General features: G+C 65.9%; 20 protein-coding genes and 3 pseudogenes. 9 read left to right on the top strand and 14 right to left on the bottom strand.

Features of this window, described 5'->3' with window-relative positions; genetic code table 11:
- Positions 1-23: 23 nt before the first annotated feature.
- Positions 24-500, bottom strand: coding sequence for an Lrp/AsnC family transcriptional regulator (locus tag QM682_RS15450; protein WP_415131302.1), 477 nt, complete (start codon positions 498-500; stop codon positions 24-26).
- Between the two features lie 223 nt (positions 501-723).
- Here QM682_RS15450 and QM682_RS15445 point away from each other — a divergent pair, with 223 nt between their 5' ends.
- Positions 724-2,043, top strand: coding sequence for an NAD(P)/FAD-dependent oxidoreductase (locus QM682_RS15445; RefSeq protein ID WP_415131301.1), 1,320 nt, complete (start codon positions 724-726; stop codon positions 2,041-2,043).
- 13 nt (positions 2,044-2,056) lie between these two features.
- A complete protein-coding gene (locus QM682_RS15440; RefSeq protein ID WP_415131299.1) occupies positions 2,057-3,385 on the top strand; it encodes an NAD(P)/FAD-dependent oxidoreductase in 1,329 nt (442 codons plus the stop codon).
- A 2-nt stretch (positions 3,386-3,387) separates the two neighbouring features.
- Here the strand turns inward: QM682_RS15440 and QM682_RS15435 are convergent, their stop codons facing one another.
- The 3 genes from QM682_RS15435 to puuE all read right to left on the bottom strand — a co-directional run bounded on the left by QM682_RS15435 (position 3,388) and on the right by puuE (position 7,165).
- Entirely contained in the window at positions 3,388-4,272 is an 885-nt protein-coding gene (locus QM682_RS15435; protein WP_415131298.1) for an N-acetyltransferase, read from the bottom strand.
- Positions 4,273-4,898: 626 nt separating this feature from the next.
- Positions 4,899-5,720: a bifunctional allantoicase/(S)-ureidoglycine aminohydrolase gene (locus QM682_RS15430; RefSeq protein WP_415131297.1), complete on the bottom strand. Its 822-nt coding sequence runs from the start codon at positions 5,718-5,720 to the stop codon at positions 4,899-4,901.
- Between the two features lie 38 nt (positions 5,721-5,758).
- Complete coding sequence (puuE, locus tag QM682_RS15425) at positions 5,759-7,165, bottom strand: allantoinase PuuE (protein ID WP_415131296.1); 1,407 nt, start codon at positions 7,163-7,165, stop codon at positions 5,759-5,761.
- A 217-nt stretch (positions 7,166-7,382) separates the two neighbouring features.
- On the opposite strand from puuE, the gene QM682_RS15420 reads away from it, so the two are divergent.
- A complete protein-coding gene (locus QM682_RS15420; RefSeq protein ID WP_415131295.1) occupies positions 7,383-8,684 on the top strand; it encodes an NCS2 family permease in 1,302 nt (433 codons plus the stop codon).
- Between the two features lie 39 nt (positions 8,685-8,723).
- On the opposite strand, the gene QM682_RS15415 is transcribed toward QM682_RS15420, so the two are convergent.
- The 3 genes from QM682_RS15415 to ileS form a co-directional block, all read right to left on the bottom strand.
- Positions 8,724-8,912, bottom strand: coding sequence for a helix-turn-helix transcriptional regulator (locus tag QM682_RS15415; RefSeq protein ID WP_415131294.1), 189 nt, complete (start codon positions 8,910-8,912; stop codon positions 8,724-8,726).
- Entirely contained in the window at positions 8,909-9,280 is a 372-nt protein-coding gene (locus QM682_RS15410) for a hypothetical protein (protein ID WP_415131293.1), read from the bottom strand. The genes QM682_RS15415 and QM682_RS15410 overlap by 4 nt, the downstream gene beginning before the upstream one ends.
- A gap of 107 nt (positions 9,281-9,387) precedes the next feature.
- On the bottom strand, positions 9,388-12,300 hold the full coding sequence (gene ileS / locus QM682_RS15405; RefSeq protein ID WP_415131341.1) for an isoleucine--tRNA ligase: 2,913 nt from the start codon (positions 12,298-12,300) through the stop codon (positions 9,388-9,390).
- A gap of 210 nt (positions 12,301-12,510) precedes the next feature.
- Here ileS and QM682_RS15400 point away from each other — a divergent pair, with 210 nt between their 5' ends.
- The 3 genes and pseudogenes from QM682_RS15400 to QM682_RS15390 all read left to right on the top strand — a co-directional run.
- Complete coding sequence (locus tag QM682_RS15400) at positions 12,511-12,912, top strand: group III truncated hemoglobin (RefSeq protein ID WP_415131291.1); 402 nt, start codon at positions 12,511-12,513, stop codon at positions 12,910-12,912.
- Positions 12,913-12,957: 45 nt separating this feature from the next.
- Positions 12,958-13,287, top strand: a complete 330-nt coding sequence (locus QM682_RS15395; protein ID WP_415131290.1) for a VOC family protein — start codon at positions 12,958-12,960, stop codon at positions 13,285-13,287.
- Positions 13,288-14,022: 735 nt separating this feature from the next.
- Positions 14,023-14,181: pseudogene (locus QM682_RS15390) on the top strand (IS481 family transposase); the annotation flags it as partial.
- Between the two features lie 58 nt (positions 14,182-14,239).
- Here the strand turns inward: QM682_RS15390 and rnhA are convergent.
- The 5 genes from rnhA to QM682_RS15365 all read right to left on the bottom strand — a co-directional run bounded on the left by rnhA (position 14,240) and on the right by QM682_RS15365 (position 17,746).
- Positions 14,240-14,719 carry a ribonuclease HI gene (gene rnhA / locus QM682_RS15385; protein WP_415131289.1) on the bottom strand — a complete coding sequence of 160 codons (480 nt, stop codon included), beginning with the start codon at positions 14,717-14,719 and terminating at the stop codon, positions 14,240-14,242.
- A gap of 40 nt (positions 14,720-14,759) precedes the next feature.
- Positions 14,760-15,365 carry a glutathione S-transferase family protein gene (locus tag QM682_RS15380; protein ID WP_415131287.1) on the bottom strand — a complete coding sequence of 202 codons (606 nt, stop codon included), beginning with the start codon at positions 15,363-15,365 and terminating at the stop codon, positions 14,760-14,762.
- A 229-nt stretch (positions 15,366-15,594) separates the two neighbouring features.
- Positions 15,595-16,548 (bottom strand): 4-hydroxy-3-methylbut-2-enyl diphosphate reductase, encoded by a 954-nt coding sequence (gene ispH, locus QM682_RS15375; protein WP_415131285.1) that lies wholly within the window; start codon positions 16,546-16,548, stop codon positions 15,595-15,597.
- 47 nt (positions 16,549-16,595) lie between these two features.
- Entirely contained in the window at positions 16,596-17,153 is a 558-nt protein-coding gene (locus QM682_RS15370; RefSeq protein ID WP_415131283.1) for an adenine phosphoribosyltransferase, read from the bottom strand.
- A complete protein-coding gene (locus tag QM682_RS15365) occupies positions 17,150-17,746 on the bottom strand; it encodes a flavin reductase family protein (RefSeq protein WP_415131281.1) in 597 nt (198 codons plus the stop codon). The genes QM682_RS15370 and QM682_RS15365 overlap by 4 nt, the downstream gene beginning before the upstream one ends.
- Before the next feature lie 215 nt (positions 17,747-17,961).
- On the opposite strand from QM682_RS15365, the gene QM682_RS15360 reads away from it, so the two are divergent.
- Both QM682_RS15360 and QM682_RS15355 read left to right on the top strand, forming a co-directional pair.
- The gene (locus QM682_RS15360; RefSeq protein WP_415131279.1) at positions 17,962-18,495 is read left to right on the top strand and encodes a GNAT family N-acetyltransferase; all 534 of its coding nucleotides are present in this window, start codon (positions 17,962-17,964) and stop codon (positions 18,493-18,495) included.
- A 258-nt stretch (positions 18,496-18,753) separates the two neighbouring features.
- Positions 18,754-18,897: pseudogene (locus QM682_RS15355) on the top strand (IS5/IS1182 family transposase); the annotation flags it as partial.
- A 35-nt stretch (positions 18,898-18,932) separates the two neighbouring features.
- Here the strand turns inward: QM682_RS15355 and QM682_RS15350 are convergent.
- Positions 18,933-19,331 carry an IS66 family transposase gene (locus QM682_RS15350; protein WP_415131277.1) on the bottom strand — a complete coding sequence of 133 codons (399 nt, stop codon included), beginning with the start codon at positions 19,329-19,331 and terminating at the stop codon, positions 18,933-18,935.
- Between the two features lie 16 nt (positions 19,332-19,347).
- Positions 19,348-19,623: an IS66 family transposase gene (locus QM682_RS15345; RefSeq protein ID WP_415131275.1), complete on the bottom strand. Its 276-nt coding sequence runs from the start codon at positions 19,621-19,623 to the stop codon at positions 19,348-19,350.
- A gap of 211 nt (positions 19,624-19,834) precedes the next feature.
- Here QM682_RS15345 and QM682_RS15340 point away from each other — a divergent pair.
- A pseudogene (locus QM682_RS15340) lies at positions 19,835-20,020 on the top strand (IS701 family transposase); the annotation flags it as partial.
- Between the last annotated feature and the right edge of the window lie 118 nt (positions 20,021-20,138).

Here is a 20,138-nt window from a genome sequence, read left to right as displayed (position 1 = left end):
CCGGGATCCGGCGCCACCCGCCGCTAAAGGCCGAACAGCTTGTGCAGCGGCAGGTGGGGCTTGGAAAATGGCGTCTTGATGACGACGAAGCTGAAATACTTGTCGATGCCGACCTCGGTGTCGATCAGCCGCTCCATGATCGACTGATAGTCGGATATTCCGGCGGTCACGAACTTGACCAGGTAATCATAGCCGCCCGAGATCAGGTGGCATTCGATCGCTTCCTCGACCTTCTCGATGGTCTGCTGGAAGCGCGCGAAGTCGATCTGGCGGTGGTTCTTCAGCGTGATCTCGGTGAATACGGTCAGGGTCGGTCCCAGCCGGGCAACGTCGATCTGGGCGGCATAGCCGGTGATATAGCCGGCCTTCTGCAACTTCTTGACCCGCATCAGGCAGGGGCTGGGGGACAGATGCACCAGTTCGGCCAGTTCCACATTGGTGATGCGGCCGCTTTTCTGCAATTCGTGCAGAATGCGGATATCTATGCGGTCAAGCTTCACCGGGCACCCGTTTCGCGCATTTTCCTGTCTGCCACGCAGTCTAGCAGAAACTGCCGCCAACTCAATCGGTGGCGACGGGCTGGCGCGGTTTGCCGCGCAGATATTCAAGCTGGCATAAGGCGCTGCCCGGTGCCAAGCTTGCGAAAGGAAATGCTGCGGCTTTAAAGAATTGCGGCAGATTTCATCCGATCCTGCCGCTAATCTGGGCTGAAAGGAGACCGTCATGCCCGCGCCCCTGCACCATATCGAAACGACTCGGGATGTGTCGCGACAGGCCGATGTGGTCGTCATCGGCGGCGGCATCGTCGGCACCTGCACGGCCTATTACCTGGCCCGGCGCGGCATCCGGGTGGCGCTGGTCGAAAAGGGCCGCATCGGCGCCGAGCAGTCCAGCCGCAACTGGGGCTGGTGCCGCCAGCAGAACCGCGACGCGCGCGAATTGCCGATGGCCACGAAAAGTCTGGACCTGTGGGACGGGCTGGTCGCCGATCTGGGCGAAGGCGTGGGTTTCCGCCGCTGCGGCCTTTTGTATCTGTCCAATGACGAGGCCGAGATCGCCGGTTGGGCGCGCTGGCGCGACTTCGCGCGCGGGCAGGGCGTCGTCACGCATATGCTAAGCGCCGCTGATGCCGCCGAGCGTGGCCGCGCCACCGGCAAGCCCTGGAAGGGCGGCGTGTTTTCCCCCAGCGACGGCATCGCCGATCCGCAGCGCGCCGCGCCGATGATCGCGCTTGGCGTGATGAAGCATGGCGGCACGGTGCATCAGTCCTGCGCCGCGCGCGGGCTGGAACTGGAAGGCGGCCGCGTCGCCGGCGTCGTCACCGAAAAGGGCGTGATCCGAACCCGCATGGTGGTGCTGGCGGGGGGCGCCTGGGCCTCGTCCTTCTGCCGGCAATATGGGGTGGTTTTCCCGCAATCGGCGGTGCGTTCCTCGATCCTGGCCGTGGGGCCGGGGGCCGAGGGGCCGGACGCGCTGCATACCGCGCGGATTTCCGTCACCCGGCGCGGCGATGGCGGTTATACGCTGGCGGTCTCGGGCAATGCCCGCGTCGATCCGACGCCGCAGCAGATCCGTTTCGCGCGCCATTTCCTGCCGATGTTCGCCCGGCGCTGGCGGGTGCTGCGCCCCGGCGGGCTGGAAGGTTGGCGTTCGGGGCATGAGACATTGGCGCGCTGGCGGCTGGACCAGCCGACGCCAATGGAGCGGATGCGCATCCTGGACCCGCGCCCCGACGCGGCGATGATCCGCGAAACCCTGGCCCGCGCCCGCGTCCTGTTGCCCGGCCTCGCGGATATCCCGGTGACCGCCGAATGGGCGGGCTATATCGACAGCACCCCCGACGGCGTTCCCGCCATCGGCGAAACCGAGGTGCCGGGCCTGGTTCTGGCCGCCGGTTTCAGCGGCCATGGTTTCGGGATCGGTCCCGGCGCCGGCCACATGATCGCCGATATGGTCAGCGGCGTCGCGCCCATCCTTGATCCCGCGCCCTACCACCCCTCGCGCTTCGGGCAGGGAAGCTGGGGCAAGGTGTCGGATTTCTAAGCGGAAACGCGGCATGACCCCCTTTGTCCAGGCCGTGCAATCGGATGCGCGACTGCCCGCCCGCGTCGATGTGGCGGTCGTCGGCGGCGGCATCTCGGGCGCCGCCGCCGCATGGGAGCTGGCGCGGGCCGGGCTGCGGGTGGCGCTGCTGGAAAAGGGCGGCATCGGTGCCGAGCAATCCTGCCGCAACTGGGGCTGGTGCCGCCAGCAGAACCGCGACGAACGGGAACTGCCGCTGGCGATCCTCGCGCTGCGGATCTGGGGCGATCTGGATCACGATCTGGGCGGCGAGACCGGCTTTCGCCGCAGCGGGCTGATTTATGCCAGCGACAGCGATGCCGATCTGGCGCAGTGGGAGCAATGGGGCCGGATGGCGCGCGGCTATGGCGTCGACAGCCGGATGATCTCGGGTCGGCAGATCGCCGCCATGGTTCCCGCCGCCGGGCCGCGCTGGAAGGGGGGCGTGCATGCGCCCACCGACGGCCGGGCCGAGCCGGCGCTGGTCGCGCCCCTGATGGCCGAGGCCGCGCGCCGGCTCGGCGCGACCGTTCACCAGTCCTGCGCCGTCCGCGAGATCGAGTTCACCGCCGGCCGGGTCAGCGGCGTGCTGACCGAGGCCGGGCGGATCGGCTGCGACGCGGTTCTGGTCGCGGGCGGGGCCTGGGCCGGGATGCTGCTGCGCCACCACGGCGTGCCGTTCCTGCAAGCCTCGATCCAGTCCACCTCATTCGCGACCGCGCCCATGCCCGAGGTGACGGCGGGCGGCTTCTCGGCGCCGGACATCACCATCCGGCGGCGGCTGGACGGCGGCTATACGGTCGGCACCTCGGGTTTCGGGCGGCTGCACCTGACGCCGCGCGGCATCATGCAGATGCGACCGTTCTGGAAGACTTTCCTGAAACGCCGCGCCAAGCTGAGCTACGCCCTGGGCGCCAGTTTCCTCACCGGCCCGGATTCGCTGCAACGCTGGAATGCCGATGGCCCGTCGCCCTTCGAGCGCATCCGCATCCTGGACCCTGCCCCCGAGGCCCGGCTGCTGAAACGCGGCATGGCCGATCTGGCGACGACCTTTCCATCGCTCGCCGGGGCAAGGATCGCCCAAGCCTGGGGCGGCATGGTCGATTGCACCCCCGACGCCATCGCGGTGATCGGGCCGGTCGCCTCGCATCCGGGGCTGTTCGTCAGTGCCGGGCATAGCGGGCACGGCTTCGGCATCGGCCCGGCTGCGGGGCGGCTGGTGGCGGAACTGATCCGGGGGGTGCGCCCCTCGGTCGATCCGCGCCCCTTCCGGTATGAGCGGATGGTCGATGGCACCGATCTTGGCGAAATGGGGATGATGTAAGCCTAGCCCAGTGCCTGGCTGACCAGCCCGTAGATGCGCGGGTTCCGCTGGTCAAGGCGATTTGCGCCCAGGTTCATCGAGGTCCCGGCCTCATGCAGCTTCAGCCCGCAGGCGGTCAGGTATGCGCGCAGCGGCCCCTCGGGCTGGCGCGTGTCCATGCGCAGGAAGGTGCCGGCATGGGCGCGAATATGCGGCGCGATCAGGGCCATCGCCTCGGCTTCGGTATCGGCCACGACCGGGCCGATGACACGGCCACGCCCGAAGCGGCGGCAAAGGGCAAAGCCCGTGATCCGGTCGCCGCGCAGCAGGACGGTGCCATCCGCCACGGCCAGCAGATGATCCAGCACCGCCCGACGCGGCGCGGTGAAGGCAAGGGCATCCAACGCCCGGATCGCCGTATCGTCGCCGGGGGACGACAGCGGGCGGATGCGAAAGCCTGGCTCCGCCGCCGGCTGGGACGGCTGCGCCGCGACATAGCCGTTGTGCTGATAGATCTGCGGCCCCGTCTGAAACCCAAGCGAGCAATACAGCCGATAGGCCGCCGGCGTCGAGGAAAGGATCAGCTCGCGTCCGCCGGTCCGGGCCAGCACCTGCCGCATAAGCCAGCGCCCGGTGCCGTTTTCCTGTAGGCGCGGCACGGTGATGACCATGCCGACCGAGGCCAGATCCTCGCCCATCGGAAACCACATGGCCGAGGCGACCGCGCGGCCGATCTCGTCCACCACGAACAGGCCATGTCCAAGCTCCAGCATCGCCGCCCAGTCTTGCGCGCGATGCATCCAGCCCACGCTGACAGAAAGCTCATGCAGGCGCGGAATGTCGGCTCGGGTCATGGGCTGCGCGACCAGTGCAAAGGTCTCTACCATCTTGGTGGGATTGGCCTGCATGTGCTCACCTGCTATTGCGTGATGTCGATCTTAGTGCGCGGCTTGAGAAATTTTCTACTTCATTGCCTTGTCCTGCTGGCAGGAACTGCCTTGCGGATAAGCAAGAGGGCAGGCCGTCCCCGCTGAAAACAAGGCTTTCCCTTGACGCCGAGCCGCTGGCTTTTCGCCTTTTCTGCCGGTTTGCCTTTGGGGTGGGGCTGGAAATCAAAGTATTGCCGGATGAGATATGGGCGATGAGGATCGGCCAACCGGATGTGACCGGAACCCGTGCCGCCCTTTGTTGGGGGGACATCTGGCCATCCCAACATGCAATAAAATTACATATCATCCATTGATCGTAAAATATCTCTCCTGGGTTTGCTTGTGGATGCCAGCATGATCGTGGCCGCGCAACGAAGCGGGCGAGATCTGGTTTCGGACATGTCCGATGGCGCCGATGACGTGGTGCCAGAGGCGACATTGCGCGGACAGGCCGAGGCTATTGCATCAAGAACTTACGCCCGATGCCAGGGGCGGGGGCATGCGGATTCCAGCGGACCCGATCCGCTGAAATCACGACGTGATGAAAGACGGCATTCCCGATTCAGGGACCTTCCGCGTGGGAACTTAGTCCCCCGCGCCTTGCATCACTTCCACAGAGTCGCGTGGCGGTTCACGTCCTTGTAAAGCAGATAGCGGAAATTCCCCGGTCCCCCCGCATAGCAGCATTGCGGGCAGAAGGCGCGCAGCCACATGAAATCCCCTGGCCCGACCTCGATCCAGTCGCGGTTCAGGCGATAGATCGCCTTACCCTCGATCACGAACAGGCCATGCTCCATCACATGGGTCTCGGCAAAGGGAATGGTGCCGCCGGGTTTCAGGGTCACGATGGTGACATGCATGTCGTGGCGCAGGTCCGTCGGATCCACGAAGCGCGTCGTCGCCCAGGCGCCATCGGTGTCGGGCATCGAGGCTGGGGGAATGTCGCGTTCATTGGCGATCAGCACGTCGGGTTTTCCGATTCCCGCAGCGGGTTGCCAACGCTTGCGCCACCAGTGAAAGCGCGAGACCCCGGCTCCGTTCGTCACCGACCAGGCGGCGCCCGGTGGGATATAGGCGAATCCGCCCGGTTCAAGCCGATGCACCTGACCCTCGATGGTGACTTCGATCGCACCGTTGGTCACGAAGAGCACCGCCTGCACCCCCTCGTCCTCCTCGGGCTTGGCCGAACCGCCGCCGGGTTGCAATTCGACCACGTATTGGCTGAATGTCTCGGCGAACCCGCTTAGCGGGCGGGCGATCATCCACATCCGCATGCCGGTCCAGCCGGGCAGAAAGCTGGTCACGATGTCGCGCATCGCCGAGGCGGGGATGACCACATAGGCATCGGTAAAGACAGCGGTATCGGTGCTGAGATTCGTCTGGGGCGGTAGCCCCGCGACGGGTCCGGCATACGTGGGTCCTGCCATGGATGGCGCCTTCGGAAAGTGTTTCATCGGGCTAGACCTCATTTCAATGCATCGCGCAACCGCAATTCGGCGATGCGCATGACCTGACGCTCGGCTGTGTCGCGCTCGGTCCGGGTGTCGTTGGCCACGCGCGCCTGCATGGCGGCAAGAATGCCCGCCTTGTCATGGTCGCGCACGGCGATGATGAAGGGAAAGCCGTGCTTTTCGACATAGGCGCCGTTCAGCCGCTCGAATGCGGCGCGCTCGTCGTCGGTCAGTGCGTCCAGCCCAGCCGATGCCTGCTCGGTAGTGCTTTCCGCCGTCAGACGCTTGGCCAGGGCGAGCTTGCCCGCAAGGTCGGGGTGGGCGCGAAGAATGCCCAGCCGCTCTTCGTCCGAGGCGGCGCGGAAGATCTGCGCCATGCGCGCGGCAAGACCCCCGGCGGTGTCGTGAATCGCCCCCATCTCGGCGTCCCAGACGCGCTCGGCGATAAAGGGCGAATGCTCGTAGATGCTGCCGAAGCTTTTCACGAACAGTTCGCGCGACATCTGCGACGGGCGTAGCCGGGGCTGGAAAGGATGCGTCCTGGCCCAGTGCCGGGCGATGTCGAGCCGGGTCGCGAACCACACGCCCTCATGCGCGCGGGCATGTTCCAGGAAACGCTGGACCGCCACGGCCCGGCCCGGACGGCCCACCAGGCGGCAATGCAGGCCGATCGACAGCATCTTGGGCGCGCCCTCGACCCCCTCGGCATAAAGCACGTCGAAGCTGTCGCGCAGATAGTCGAAGAACTCGACCCCGGTGCCGAAGCCCTGGCCGCTGGAAAAGCGCATGTCATTGGCGTCCATCGTATAGGGCACCATCAGTTGCGGCTTGCCCTTGTGGACATGCCAATAGGGCAGGTCGTCGGCGATGCTGTCGGCGAGATATTCAAACCCGCCCTCTTCGCAACCCAGCGCCACCGAGTTCATCGAGGCGCGCCCCTGGTAGAAGCCGCGCGGCCGTTCGCCGGTGATCTGTCTGTGCAACTCGATGGCGCGGGCAAGATGCTCGGCCTCGACCTCGTAGGGGGTGTCGCGATAGTCGATCCATTTCAGGCCATGGGTCGCGATCTCCCATTTCGCGGCCTGCATCGCGGCCACCTGTTCGGGCGCGCGCTCAAGCGCGGTCGCGATGCCATATACGGTGATCGGAACGTCCTTCAGCATGCGCCAGAGCCGCCAGAATCCGGCCCGCGCGCCATAGTCATAGATGGATTCCATGTTCCAGTTGCGCTTGCCGGGCCAAGGCTGGGCGCCGATGATCTCTGAAAGGAAGGCTTCGGACGCGGCATCGCCATGTTCGATGCTGTTCTCGCCGCCCTCTTCATAGTTCAGCACGATCTGGACCGCGATCTTCGCTCCGCCGGGCCATTGGGGATCGGGCGTATTCTCGCCATATCCGATCATGTCGCGGCTGTATCGCATCGCTTGCATCCTTTGTTCTTTTCGCGCTCTGTTCACTCATGCGCCTGCCGCCGCCAGAGGCAAGGCAAGAATTTGTAAAAACAGACCACGAAAATAATTGATAATCAGGTTTTCTTAACAAAGCATTGAAACTCTGTCGCTGGAGCCTGCATAGGTGCCGAAGCTCCGGCCACATAGTCTGCCCGTCATGGCGGGCCATCCGCCAATGGGAGGATCAATGCTAGAGAAACAGTTTGGCCTGGCGGCCAATGGAACCAGCGTCAGGACCGAGGTGATCGCCGGGATCACCACATTCCTAACCATGGCCTATATCATTTTCGTGAACCCGGACATTCTGTCAACCACCGGCATGGATCGCAGCGCGGTCTTCGTCGCCACATGCCTGGCTGCGGCGCTGGGATCGGCGATCATGGCGCTTTGGGCGAATTGGCCCATCGGCATGGCGCCGGGCATGGGGCTGAACGCATTCTTCGCTTTTACGGTCGTCGGCACGCTGGGGTTCACCTGGCAGCAGGCACTGGGGGCGGTGTTCATCTCGGGTATCGTGTTCCTGTTCCTGTCGGCGACGGGCATCCGGCGCTGGCTGATCGCGGGGATCCCCCATTCCATGCGCTCGGCCATCGCGGCGGGGATCGGCATGTTCCTGGGGCTGATCGCGCTGAAGAACGCGGGCATCGTGGTCGACAACCCCGCGACGCTGGTGGGCCTGGGCGATCTGACCCAGGCGGGGACTCTGCTGGCCATGCTTGGCTTTTTCATCATCGCGGCGCTTGATGCGCGGAAGGTGCGCGGCTCTATTCTGATCGGCATCCTGGTCGTCACCGTGATTTCGATCGCGATCGGCGCCAGCACCTTCGGGGGGCTGGTGTCGATGCCGCCCTCGATGGCGCCCACCTTCCTGCAACTGGATGTCGCGGGGGCGCTGACGGCGGGGATTTTCCACGTCATCCTGGTCATGGTCCTAGTCGAGGTCTTCGACGCCACCGGCACGTTGATCGGCGTCGCCAAGCGCGCGGGCCTGCTGACCGATGGGCCGGCGCATGCGAACAAGGGCCTGTCGCGCGCGCTGATGGCGGATTCCACCGCAATCCTGGCGGGCTCCATGCTGGGGACCAGTTCGACGACCGCCTATGCCGAAAGCGCCTCGGGCGTGCAGGCGGGGGGCCGCACGGGCCTGACCGCGCTGGTCGTGGCGGGGCTGTTCCTGCTGGCGACGTTCTTCGCCCCGCTGGCCGGTTCGGTCCCTGCCTATGCGACGGCCCCGGCGCTGCTTTACGTCGCCTGCCTGATGGTGCGCGAGCTTTCCGAGATCGTCTGGGAAGACGTGACCGAGGCCGCCCCCGCCGTGCTGACCGCGCTGATGATGCCCTTTACCTATTCCATCGCCAATGGGCTGGCCTTCGGCTTCGTCAGCTATGCGCTGATCAAGCTGCTGACGGGCCGCGCGCGCGATGTGCATGCTGCGACCTGGGTGGTGGCCGCGCTGTTCATCATCCGCTTCGCTTTCTTCATGGAGTAAGGCGCGGGGGGCTTTGCTCCCCGGTCTGTCCGCTTGGGGTCAGGGCTGAAAAATATCCTCGATCCGGCAGTCGAAGATCGCGGCCAGCCGGAAAGCCAGCGGCAGGCTGGGGTCATAGCGGCCCCGCTCCAGCGCGTTCACCGTCTGGCGCGAGACTTCCAGCCGCTGGGCCAGCTCGGCCTGCGACCAGCCGCGCGCGGCGCGCAGGTCGGGAATGCGGTTCCTCATGCGTCGCGCCGTCGCGCGACGATCAGGCCCAGCACCCACAACGCCGCCATCAGCGGCCAGACCGCGAACATGGACAGTTTCGGCGCGCCGACGTTTTCCAGGAAGCCATAGCCGAAGGTGGCCAGCGCCGTGCCGGTGAAGGCCAGCGCAAAGGCGTCGAACTGGATCTTGCGCTGCAATTCGTCCATCCGACGCAACTGCCGGATGACCGCCCGGCAGACCAGCAGCCCGCCCAGCATCGGTAAAAGCGAAACCGCGACGCACAACGCCGGGTTCTCGACGCCCCGGCCCAGCAGGCGCAGCGAGATCACCAGCAGCAGGGCATAGACCGCCATGCCGATGAGAAAGTCGATCAGATAACGCTTCATCGGGACCTTCATGTAAAGCCTGCTTTACATTTGCGGCGCCCGCGTGCTTGTCAAGCCCGCTTTACATTCGGATCAAGGGCGGGGGCACGAAGACCCCCGCCTTGCCGTCAGCCCAGAACCGCGTCGCAGCGCGCGCAGGTGCCGGGATGGGCATGTGTCCCGACATCGGGCAGGATCTTCCAGCAGCGCTGGCATTTCTCGCCCTCGGCCGCCTCGAAGACCACACCAACGCCCGGCACATCGGGCAGGCGGAACGCCTCGGCCGGGGCCGGGTCGGCGGTCAGGCTCAGCCCCGAGGTGATGCAGATATCGGCGAAATCCACCGATTTCAGCGCCGCCAGAACCTCGCTTTCCTCGACATGGATCACCGGCGCGGCCTCCAGGCTGGCACCGATGGTCTTGTCGCTGCGCTTGATCTCCAGCGCGGCGGTCACCACGCGGCGGGCGCGGCGGATACCGTCCCATTTCCGCGCCAGCGACTCGTTCAGCCAGTCCGCCGGCGTGACCGGGAAGTCGTGCAGATGCACGCTGTCATCCTCGGACGGGAAGCGGCTCAGCCAGACATCCTCCATGGTGAAGGGCAGGATCGGGGCCAGCCAGGTCACCAGCCGGTGGAACAGAATGTCCAGCACCGTGCGCGCGGCCCGGCGGTTCGGGCCGTCCGGCGCATCGCAGTAAAGCGCGTCCTTGCGGATGTCGAAATAAAAGGCCGACAGATCCACCGTCGCGAACTGGAACACGGCCTGGAACACGCCCTGGAAATCATAGGCGTCATAGCCCCGGCGCAACTGGTGGTCGATCTGTGCCAGCCGGTGCAGCACCCATTGCTCCAGCTCCGGCATCGCCTCGGGGGCGACCGCCTCGGCCTCGGTGAAGCCGTCCAGGTTGCCCAGCACGAAGCGCAGCGTGTTGCGCAGCCGGCGATAGCTGTCGGCGGTGCCCTTGAGGATTTCTTTCCCGATGCGCAGGTCGGCGGTGTAATCCGATTGCGCCACCCAAAGCCGCAGGATGTCGGCACCGTAATCCTTGATCACATCGGCGGGCGCCACGGTGTTCCCCAGCGATTTGGACATCTTCATGCCCTTTTCGTCCAGGGTGAACCCATGCGTCAGCACGCCCTTGTAGGGCGCGCGGCCCTTGGTTGCGCAGGCTTGCAGCAGCGAGGAATGGAACCAGCCCCGATGCTGGTCGGTGCCCTCCAGATACAGGTCCGCGATCCCGTCGGGCGAGCCGTCGGCACGGTCGCGGATCACGAAGGCATGGGTCGAGCCGCTGTCGAACCACACGTCCAGCACGTCCATGACCTGAACGTAAGCTTCGGGATCGGCGATGCCCTCAAGCATGCGCGCCTTGAAATCTTCGTGATACCAAACGTCTGCACCGTCCTTCTCGAAAGCTTCGATGATGCGGTCGTTGACGCGCTGGTCGCGCAGCAGGAAACCGGCATCGTCGGGCCGCGCGCCCTTCTTCACGAAGCAGGTCAACGGCACGCCCCAGGCGCGCTGGCGCGACAGCACCCAGTCGGGCCGGTTCTCGACCATGGAATGCAGTCGGTTGCGCCCGGTCTGCGGCGTCCAGCGCACCAATTTGTCGATGCTGGTCAGGGCGCGGCTGCGGATGGTGTCGCCATATTCGCCCATGCCGTCCGCCAGCGCCTTGTCGATGGCGGCGAACCATTGCGGCGTGTTGCGATAGATCAGCGGCGCCTTGGATCGCCAGCTATGCGGATAGGAGTGCTTGATCTTGCCCTTGGCCAGCAGCGCCCCGGCCCAGGCCAGCTGCTTGATCACGCCGACATTGGCCGGGCCTTCCTTGCCTTCGGAGGTCAGGATCGCCTGGCCGCCAAAGATCGGCAGGTCGGCGCGATAGCTGCCGTCCGGCTCGACATTATAGGTCATCGGCAGGCCGAATTTCAGGCCCAGCTGATAGTCGTCGTCGCCATGGCTGGGCGCGGTATGGACAAAGCCCGTGCCGGCATCCTCGGTGACGTGTTCGCCGGGCAGCAGGGGGACGTCATAATCCCATTCGCCCGCCGCGCCCTCGACGCCGCGGAAGGGATGGGCCAGCAGGACGCCCTCCATCTCGGCGGCGGGAACGTCGCCGGCACGCTCGAAGGCCAAGACCTTGGCGGCCCCCATCACGCCCTCGGCCAAGGCATCCGCCAAGACCAGCAATTCGCCAGGCTTCGCCGAGGCGTTCTCGGCCACCTCGCCCACGCGATAAAGTCCATAGGCGATGGACGGATTATAGGCCACGGCGCGGTTCTGCGGGATCGTCCAGGGCGTCGTGGTCCAGATCACCACGCTGGCGTCCTTCTTCGTTTCCCAAATACCCCGCGACGCCAGCACGGGGAACCGCACCCAGATCGTGTGGCTGGTATGGTCGTGATACTCCACCTCGGCCTCGGCCAGGGCGGTCCTCTCGACCGGGGACCACATGACAGGCTTCGAGCCCTGATACAGCGCGCCGTTCATCAACAGCTTCATGAACTCGGCCGCGATCACCGCCTCGGCATGGTAGGCCATGGTCAGATACGGGTCTTCCCACTTGCCGATCACGCCCAGGCGCTTGAACTCCTCGCGCTGGATCTCGACCCAGCCCTCGGCGAAGGCGCGGCATTCGCGGCGGAACTCGACCACATCGACCGCGTCCTTGTCCTGGCCCTTCTGGCGATACTGCTCTTCGATCTTCCATTCGATCGGCAGGCCGTGGCAGTCCCAGCCGGGGACATAGCGCGCGTCGCGGCCCATCATCTGCTGGCTGCGGGTGATGAAATCCTTCAGCACCTTGTTCAGCGCGTGGCCGATATGCAGATGCCCGTTCGCATAGGGCGGGCCGTCATGCAGGATGAAGGGCGCGCGACCAGGCTTCGCGCGCAGCCGGTCATAGACGCCCAGCCGTTCCCAGCGGGCCAGCCAGTCCGGCTCGCGCTGGGGCAGGCCGGCGCGCATCGGGAAATCGGTCTGGGGCAGAAAGACGCTGTCGCGGTAATCCGGCGTCGCGGTCGGGGTGTCGATCATATCGCTCATCTGGCGGAATCCTTCGGTGATAGTGCAGGCATGCGTGACCCGACGGCGAGGGCTTGCCTACGCCGCCGGGCGACTAATTCGAAAGATCCGGCCTGCGCTGGCCCGGCAATAGCTGGACATGCGCGGGCTTATAAGTGCCGCCGTCCCCCGCCGCAAGCGCCGCGCTTGTCGTTCGCCCGCATTCGCGCCATATCAAAGCCTATGATCCCGCCCCGCTTCGACATCACCCCCCAGCAGATCGACCGCGTCGTCGCCGTCTTCTACGCCGCAATCCGCCGGCACGAGGTGCTGGGTCCGATCTTCGCCGCACATGTCGCCGACTGGCCCGCGCATGAGGCGCGGATCGCCGCCTTCTGGCGCAATGCCATCCTTCACGAGCGCGGCTATGAAGGCAGTCCGATGCGCGCGCATCTGCGCGCCGGCAATGTCCGTGCCGCGCATTTCCCCGACTGGCTGATGCTTTTCGACGAGACCCTGCGCCGCACCCTGTCGCCCGAGGCCGCGCGGGGCTGGTCCGCGCTGGCCCATCGCATCGGCGCTGGCCTGCGCATGGGGGTCGAGAACATGACGCCCATCCCCGGCATGCCTCCGGTCTTGCGCTAGACCTCGTTCTGATTTAGAACAAATATGGAACGAAAAGGGCGCGCCATGCGGATCGACTATCTTGAATTCTCTTCCCCGGACCTTTCCGCCACCAAGGATTTCTTCTCCCGCGCCTTCGGCTGGAACTTCAACGATTACGGTCCCGATTATCAGGAACTGGCCGATGCGGGAATCGGCGGCGGCATCGCCGCCGGGCCGCTTGTGCCGCCGCTGGTCGTGCTGAAGGCCCCGGATCTGGAAGCGGCGCTGGACCGTGTGATCCAGGCCGGGGGGCAGATCACTCGCCCGATCTTCGACTTTCCCGGCGGCAGACGCTTCCATTTCCGCGAGCCGGGTGGAACCGAAATGGCCGTCTGGTCCGAGAGCCTGTCCTAGCGGCGCGCGCACCCTGCGGCTGGGCAGCCATCAGCCGAAATGCATGCTGCCCGCGAACAAGGCCCGGACAAGCGGAATGGTCAAGGAATTGTATATAATATACTGATATATAATATTAAAAATTATATACAGCACCCAGCAATCCCGGCGGGTCTTGCAAGCCAAGGGATGAAAGTAAGCGATCCGGGATTTTGGACCGCGCATCCAATCGGCATCCGCCCCACAACCTGAACGCCACCAGAACGCATCGGGCAGGATAAGGATGAGGTTGCCCGGAAACTGCGGGGCTGGGGTTAAAGATCCTTGATACAGCCGGGCATCACCGAGGCGGCGATACGCTACAGGCGAGACACGCCGCCGCTTTGTCCAGAAAAGCCGTCTTGCGTCCGCAGATACGAGTTTCCCGAGAAGGCGCATGTTTCGACCTTCGCGCCGTCCCGGAACCCGGCCTGAACCCCCGAACGCTGCGAGATGCCGAGAGCGATCAGTTCAAAATCGGCGGCCTGGCCCGTCCTTCGGCCGGATCGCAGGCCGCTAAGGTCCTGGGCGGATCGTTCGGCGACAGGATGCAGCGGCCTTGATCCCCGCCAGCGGCTTGGCCGGGCGGGGAAGGTCGGCGCGCCCAAGCATGGCCTTGCCGTAATCGCTCTCGTGCTCCCAATAGGGCGGGTCGAGACAGAGCAGCGGCGCGGCGGCGCCATGGCGCGGGATGCAGGCCCTGACCCAGCCCAACCACCCTGGGCCGGCGGGCGTGCCGAACCGATGAACCGCACGATCAAGCGGGCAACCGTCAAACGCGTTCGTGACGAAAGCCACGGGGAGTTACGCGCCAGCACCACCCACCGCGCCCGCAGGCTCAAGACCCTCGGCGGCCTTACGCCCCGTGAATATATCCGCAAGGGCCGGACAGATTCATCCTTGATCCAATCCAGCGGATACGATGAGCAAACAGCTAGATGCCGCTTTGGGCACTGGCGCGCTGGGGTTTGTAGGGTGCCATGCCGGCGCGGGCCAGGGCGTCGGCACGCTCGTTCTCGGGATGGCCGGCATGGCCCTTGATCCATTCCCAGCGCACCTGATGGCGCGCCTGCGCCGCGTCCAGCCGCTGCCACAATTCGGCATTCTTGACCGGCTTTCTGTCGGCGGTGCGCCAGCCGTTGCGTTTCCAGCCATGGATCCACTGCGTCACGCCGTTTTTCACATAGGCGCTGTCGGTGGTGACGGTGATCGCGCTTGGCCTGGTCAGGGTCTCCAGCGCCGAGATCGCGGCCATCAATTCCATGCGGTTGTTGGTGGTGTCGGCCTCGCCGCCGGAAAGCTCGCGCTCTCGCAGGATTTCGGCCCCGTCCATGGCGCGCATGAGAACGCCCCAGCCTCCGGGGCCGGGATTGCCGCTGCATGCGCCATCGGTCCAGGCAAAAAGCGTGCTCATGCCGCGTTTCCCGAGGGGCCGAAGCGGCCCTGATGCAAAGTCATTCGTCCAATCCCTTATAGCCGGGCAGGGCGGCAATCCGCGCCAGCCACGCATTGATGCGGGGAAAGCGGTCCATCTGGAAGCCGCCGATGCTGCCCGCCGTGTGGGTATAAGCGTAAAGGCAGAGATCGGCCAGGCTGGCCCGGTTGCCCGCTAGCCAGTCCGAGCGCGACAGCCGGTCCTCGATCACCTGCAAGAGCGCATGGCCCCGCTCCAGAAGCTCGGCCATGCGTTCGGGCGTGGCCTGCGCGCGGCGATGCGGGTAGGTGCGCAGCGCGGCGCGGACGGCAACCACGCCCTCATGCTGGTTCTGCTCCCAGAACATCCAGGCCAGCATTTCGGCCCGCTCCAGCGCGTCTTCGGGCATATAGGAGGAGCCTTCGCCCAGCCAGCACAGGATCGCGTTGGATTCGGGCAGAAGCCGCCCGTCTTCAAGCTCAAGCACCGGCGCCTTGCCGAAGGGCAACCGCCCTTCGGCCTTGGCCCGGTCCAGAGCCTCGGTCTGATATTCCACATCCACCAGTTCGCAATCCCGGCCCAGCAGAGCCAGCAGCAGCCGGACCTTGTAGCTGTTGCCTGACGAGGGCATCGAATAAAGTCGCATCTGATCATCCCCATGAACTCGTCCGGGACTATAGGCCCCAATCCGAAGAGGAGCCAGCACCCCGCCGCGTCGCCCCGGTCCGGCCTGGATCGCCGGCGCCGCGCGGGAATGCGCGCGCCGGATTGGGGTATTTGAGAAACGAAGAAGGCCGATGGTTTCCGTGGGGCCGGTCTGAGGCGCTTTGCGGCTTTCCTTGCGATGCCGCTTGAAAGGGTGGGCCGGGAAGGGGTCAGCCGGGTTCGCGCAGCACGCGGGGCACCTTGAATTCGACATTCTCGCGCGCGGTCTCGATCAGTTCCACGCTGAGGTCGTAGCGGGTGCGGAAGGCGTCGATCACCTCATTGACCAGCACCTCGGGGGCCGAGGCGCCCGCAGTGACACCGACCGCCCGGATGCCCTGCATGGCGCGCCAGTCGATCTGATCGGCCCGCATCACCAATTGGGAATAGGCGCAGCCCGCCGCGCGGCCCACCTCGACCAGGCGGCGGGAGTTCGAGCTGTTCGGCGCGCCGATCACCAGCAGCGCGTCGATCAGCGGCGCCACCGCCTTGACCGATGCCTGGCGATTGGTCGTCGCATAGCAGATATCTTCCTTGGCCGGGCCGACGATGCCCGGAAAGCGCGCTTGCAGCGCCGCCACGATCGCCGCCGTATCATCGACCGAGAGCGTGGTCTGGGTGATGAAGGCCAGGCGTGCGGGGTCGCGGGGCGCGACATGGGCGACATCGGCCACGGTCTCGACCAGGATCACCTCGCCCTCGGGAAGCTGGCCCATGGTGCCCAGCACCTCGGGATGGCCCTCATGGCCGATCATGACCATTTGCAGGCCGGCGGCATGGTGGCGCTCGGCTTCCACATGGACCTTGCTGACCAGGGGGCAGGTGGCATCGACATAGACCATCTCGCGCCGCCGCGCCTCGGCCGGGACGGATTTGGGCACGCCATGGGCCGAGAAGATCACCGGGCGGTCGGAGGGCACATCGTCCAGTTCCTCGACGAAGACCGCGCCCTTGTCGCGCAGGTTGTCCACGACGAATTTGTTATGGACGATCTCGTGGCGGACATAGACCGGGGCGCCCCATTTCTGAAGCGCCATCTCGACGATCTTGATGGCGCGGTCCACGCCCGCGCAAAAGCCGCGCGGCGCCGCGAGGTAGAGGGTCAGGGGCGGTTTCTGGTCCATGCGCATCACCTAAAGAGCCGGCGCGCCGCCTGCAAGGCGCCTGCCGCTCAGGCGCCTTCGAATTCGGTCAGGGCGTGGACTTCCTGGCCCATTCCTTCGAGGAGCGCGCGCCCGCCGAGCCCAGGCAGATCGATGACGAAGGCACAGCCGATCACCCTGGCGCCCAGCCGCTCGCAGAGCTTGATCGCCGCCGCGGCCGTGCCGCCCGTGGCCAGAAGGTCGTCGACGATCAGCACCCGCTCGTCCGGGCGCAGCGCGTCGTCATGGATCTCCATCACCGCCTCGCCATATTCCAGGGCATAGGCCTGGGACAGGACCGCGCCGGGCAGCTTGCCCTTTTTGCGGATCGGCACGAAGCCCACCGAAAGCTGATGCGCCACCGCGCCGCCCAGGATGAAGCCCCGCGCCTCAAGGCCCACGACCTTGTCGATTGCCTCGCCGGCATAGGGGTTCAGAAGCTGGTCCACCGCCATGCGAAAGCCGCGCGCATCGGCGAAAAGCGTGGTCACGTCGCGAAACAGGATGCCTTCCTTGGGGAAGTCCACGATGGTGCGGATATAGTCGCGCACCGTGCGGCTGTCGCGCCCGCGTTTCGTGGCGGTCATTGCGGGCGCTCCATCTCGAAGGTTTCGGTGGTGGCGGCGTAGTCACTGTATCCCAGCCGGGAAAGCCAGCCTTGCGGTGGCCGGAAGCGGCCCTCGGCCAGGCAGTCGGGGCGCAGGTGGATGCCGGTGACGACGCCCAGGACCATGATATTGGCCTGGCCCGCCAGCCGGATCACGCGGGTCATGCGGCATTCCAGGGCGGCGGCCGCGCCGGCCACGCGCGGGCAGTCGATGGTCTGGCATTCCGCCGCCACGATCCCGGCGGCGGCGAATTCGCTGATCCCGGCGGGCAGGGCGGCCGAACTGTCATTCACCTGCGTCCGCAGCGCCGCATCGGCGATATTGACGCAGAAGACCCGGCTTTCCGCGATCTGCGCCACGCTGTCCTTGCTGCCCGGCCGGTCTGGCTTGGCACTGGTCGAGGCGAACATCACCTGCGGCGGCATATAGGCGGTGAGGTTGAAGAAGGAATAGGGCGCCAGATTGTCGCCCAGCGTCCCCCGTGTCGAGATCCAGCCGATGGGGCGTGGTGCGACGATGGCATTCAGCGGGTTGTGGGGCAGGCCATGGCCGGCCTCGGGTCGATAGAACATCTGCTTCCTCGCAACCGATTGCCGGGCGCCGCGATCCGCCGCCCGCTTGGCCCTAGGATCTGCCCGGCCATGGCGCCAAGGTCAAGCGGCCCGGTCCGGCCCTCCGGCGCGCCCGGCCAAGAAATTCGCCCGCCTGCCGGATTGGGCGGTTTTCGTGCCCGCGCATGCGTGCTAGGGGGCGCGCTGTTGCTCTCCCCGTTTCGCTGGATGGCCGGATGTATGCCCTTCGCCCCGAACGCTCTGTCGATACGCCCGAGGTCGAGGCGCTTCTGGACCTGTGCTTCGCGCCGGGCCGCACCGCGCTAAGTTCCTATCGGCTGCGCGAGGGGGTGCCGCCGGTTCCCGGCCTGTGCCTGGTGCTGCGCGACAAGGGCGATGTGATGGTCGGCGCGATCCGCTTCTGGCCTGTGCTGGTCGCGGATCAGCCGGTTCTGCTGCTGGGCCCCGTCGCGGTCCATCCGACAGCCCAGGGCGAGGGCCTGGGGGGCCTCTTGATTCGGGAGGGGCTGTGGCGGGCCGAGATGCAGGGCTGGAGCCGCGTGATGCTGGTCGGAGACGAACCGTATTACCGCCGTTTCGGCTTTCGCAAGCTGGATCATGTGCGGATGCCGCCCCCCACCAATCCCGACCGCGTGCTGGGCCTGGAGATCGAGGAGGGCGCCTGGCAGGCCGTCGCGGGCGCCGTCACCCGCGACATCTCCGAACACGAGGCCGCGGGCGAGGCCTGGCGTTCGCTGGGGCGCGGCTAGGGGACGCCTAGATTCGCGGATGCCCTTGTTCCCGAGGTTCCGCTTCCAGATCGCCAGCGGAGTTGACCTTCAGCGGGCGAGTGCTGACTTGCGGGCAGTAGGACCGGATCGGGCCTCATCTTCCGGGCAAGTCTGGGATCGGGGCCGCAATGGTGCGGACATGCGGCTGTTCATGGATGCGGTTCTGTGGCTGGTGTGGAGGGCATCGGCGGGACCTTCTGCGGGAACCGGGGCATGGGAGCTCAAGTCTGAAGCACCGGCCTGCCGCTCCGGTTCGGGATCACGCCAGGCAATCGAGCCGACAGCCCGCAGGCTGAAGGGCTGATCACGGGCCTTGTCGGCGTCGGGCATGTCGTTGCCGATGCAGGATGCGACATCAAGGCGCTGCGCCGCTTCATCGCCTTGCTCCATAAGGAGCGCCGCGTGGTCGATTGGTTTCAGGGCAAGCGGTGCGTGACCTCTGTCGGGCTTTCGGCTTGACGGTTCTGGAATTCCCCAGGCATGAGATCTTCGATGCGCGACGCGGGATGGCCGTTGGCGATGGCGGTCGGTATTTCGCGCAGGCAGGCAGAGGGATCGACGGCGTTCAGTTTGCAGGTTTCGATCAGCGAGGCGATGCGCGCCCCGGTTCGGCCGCCCTCGTCATCACCGGCAAACAGTGCGTTTTTGCGGTTGAGGGTTATGCGTCTGATGGTGTTTTCGACCGGATTGGTGTCTATCCCGACGCGGCCGTCGGTCAGAAGGATTTGCAGGCCATCCCGGTGCCGATGGATGTAGCCGGGCCTCTCGCCAAGGCGGGACTTGACCGAGATGCGACTGCGCGGTGGCTCGGCCAAAGGCGGAAGCCGGCAATCAGCGGCGCGCCTGGCGGGCGGCGAGGCGCGCTTGGGGTGAGCGGCCCCGGACGGTGGCTTCGATCCTGTAGATCCGGGCAATGCGGCGCAGGTCTTCGGCGGCGATCTCGGAGCCGTCCTTTTGATGGATGTCATGCAGCCTGCCCCGGGAATGGGCCCAGCAATGGGCCAGCGTCAGCGGCGTGCCGCCCACGCGCTTTGGTTCGGCCAGGGCATCGCCGCCGGTGTAACCGTCGATCTGCAGGATACCCTCGAAGCCTGTCAGGATGTCCATCGCATGGCGCCCAGGCGCATAGGTGAAGACAACCGCGGGCGGATCGCCGCCGCCCCATCCGCGTCGCGGGTCAGCGCCCGGAGGTGGTCTTGCCCGCCTTGGGATCGACGACCGGCGCACGGGTCTCGTCCATGAAGCGGCGGCCTGACCGTTTGAGGTGGACCAGCATCCGATCAACGGTAATCTGCCCGGCGACACCCCGATCAAGGCTCTCGCCGGTGCGATCAAGGCGTGCTGGATCTGCGAACAGGCGCATCAGCAACTCAAGGAAAAATTGGGGCTGGATCACTTCGAAGGATGGTCCTGGACCGGACTTCACCGCCATGCCTTGATGTCGATGATGGCCTACGCCTTCTTGCAACACCGAAGGCTCGCTCAGGCGGGGCGGAAAAAAGAGCCTTCCGTCCGCCTCCCCACCCCAACTTTCTAGCCATCCCTGACCGCCTGGCTCGCTTACCGCTAGGCTCGGGACCCATTAAATTTCTTGCGGCCGCGGCCACGTATTGGTTCACTGG

Source organism: Paracoccus sp. (in: a-proteobacteria), from assembly GCF_047605025.1.
Lineage (GTDB): Bacteria > Pseudomonadota > Alphaproteobacteria > Rhodobacterales > Rhodobacteraceae > Paracoccus.
Note: the sequence above shows the minus strand (reverse complement) of the source record. Positions and strands in the feature narration are given on the sequence as shown.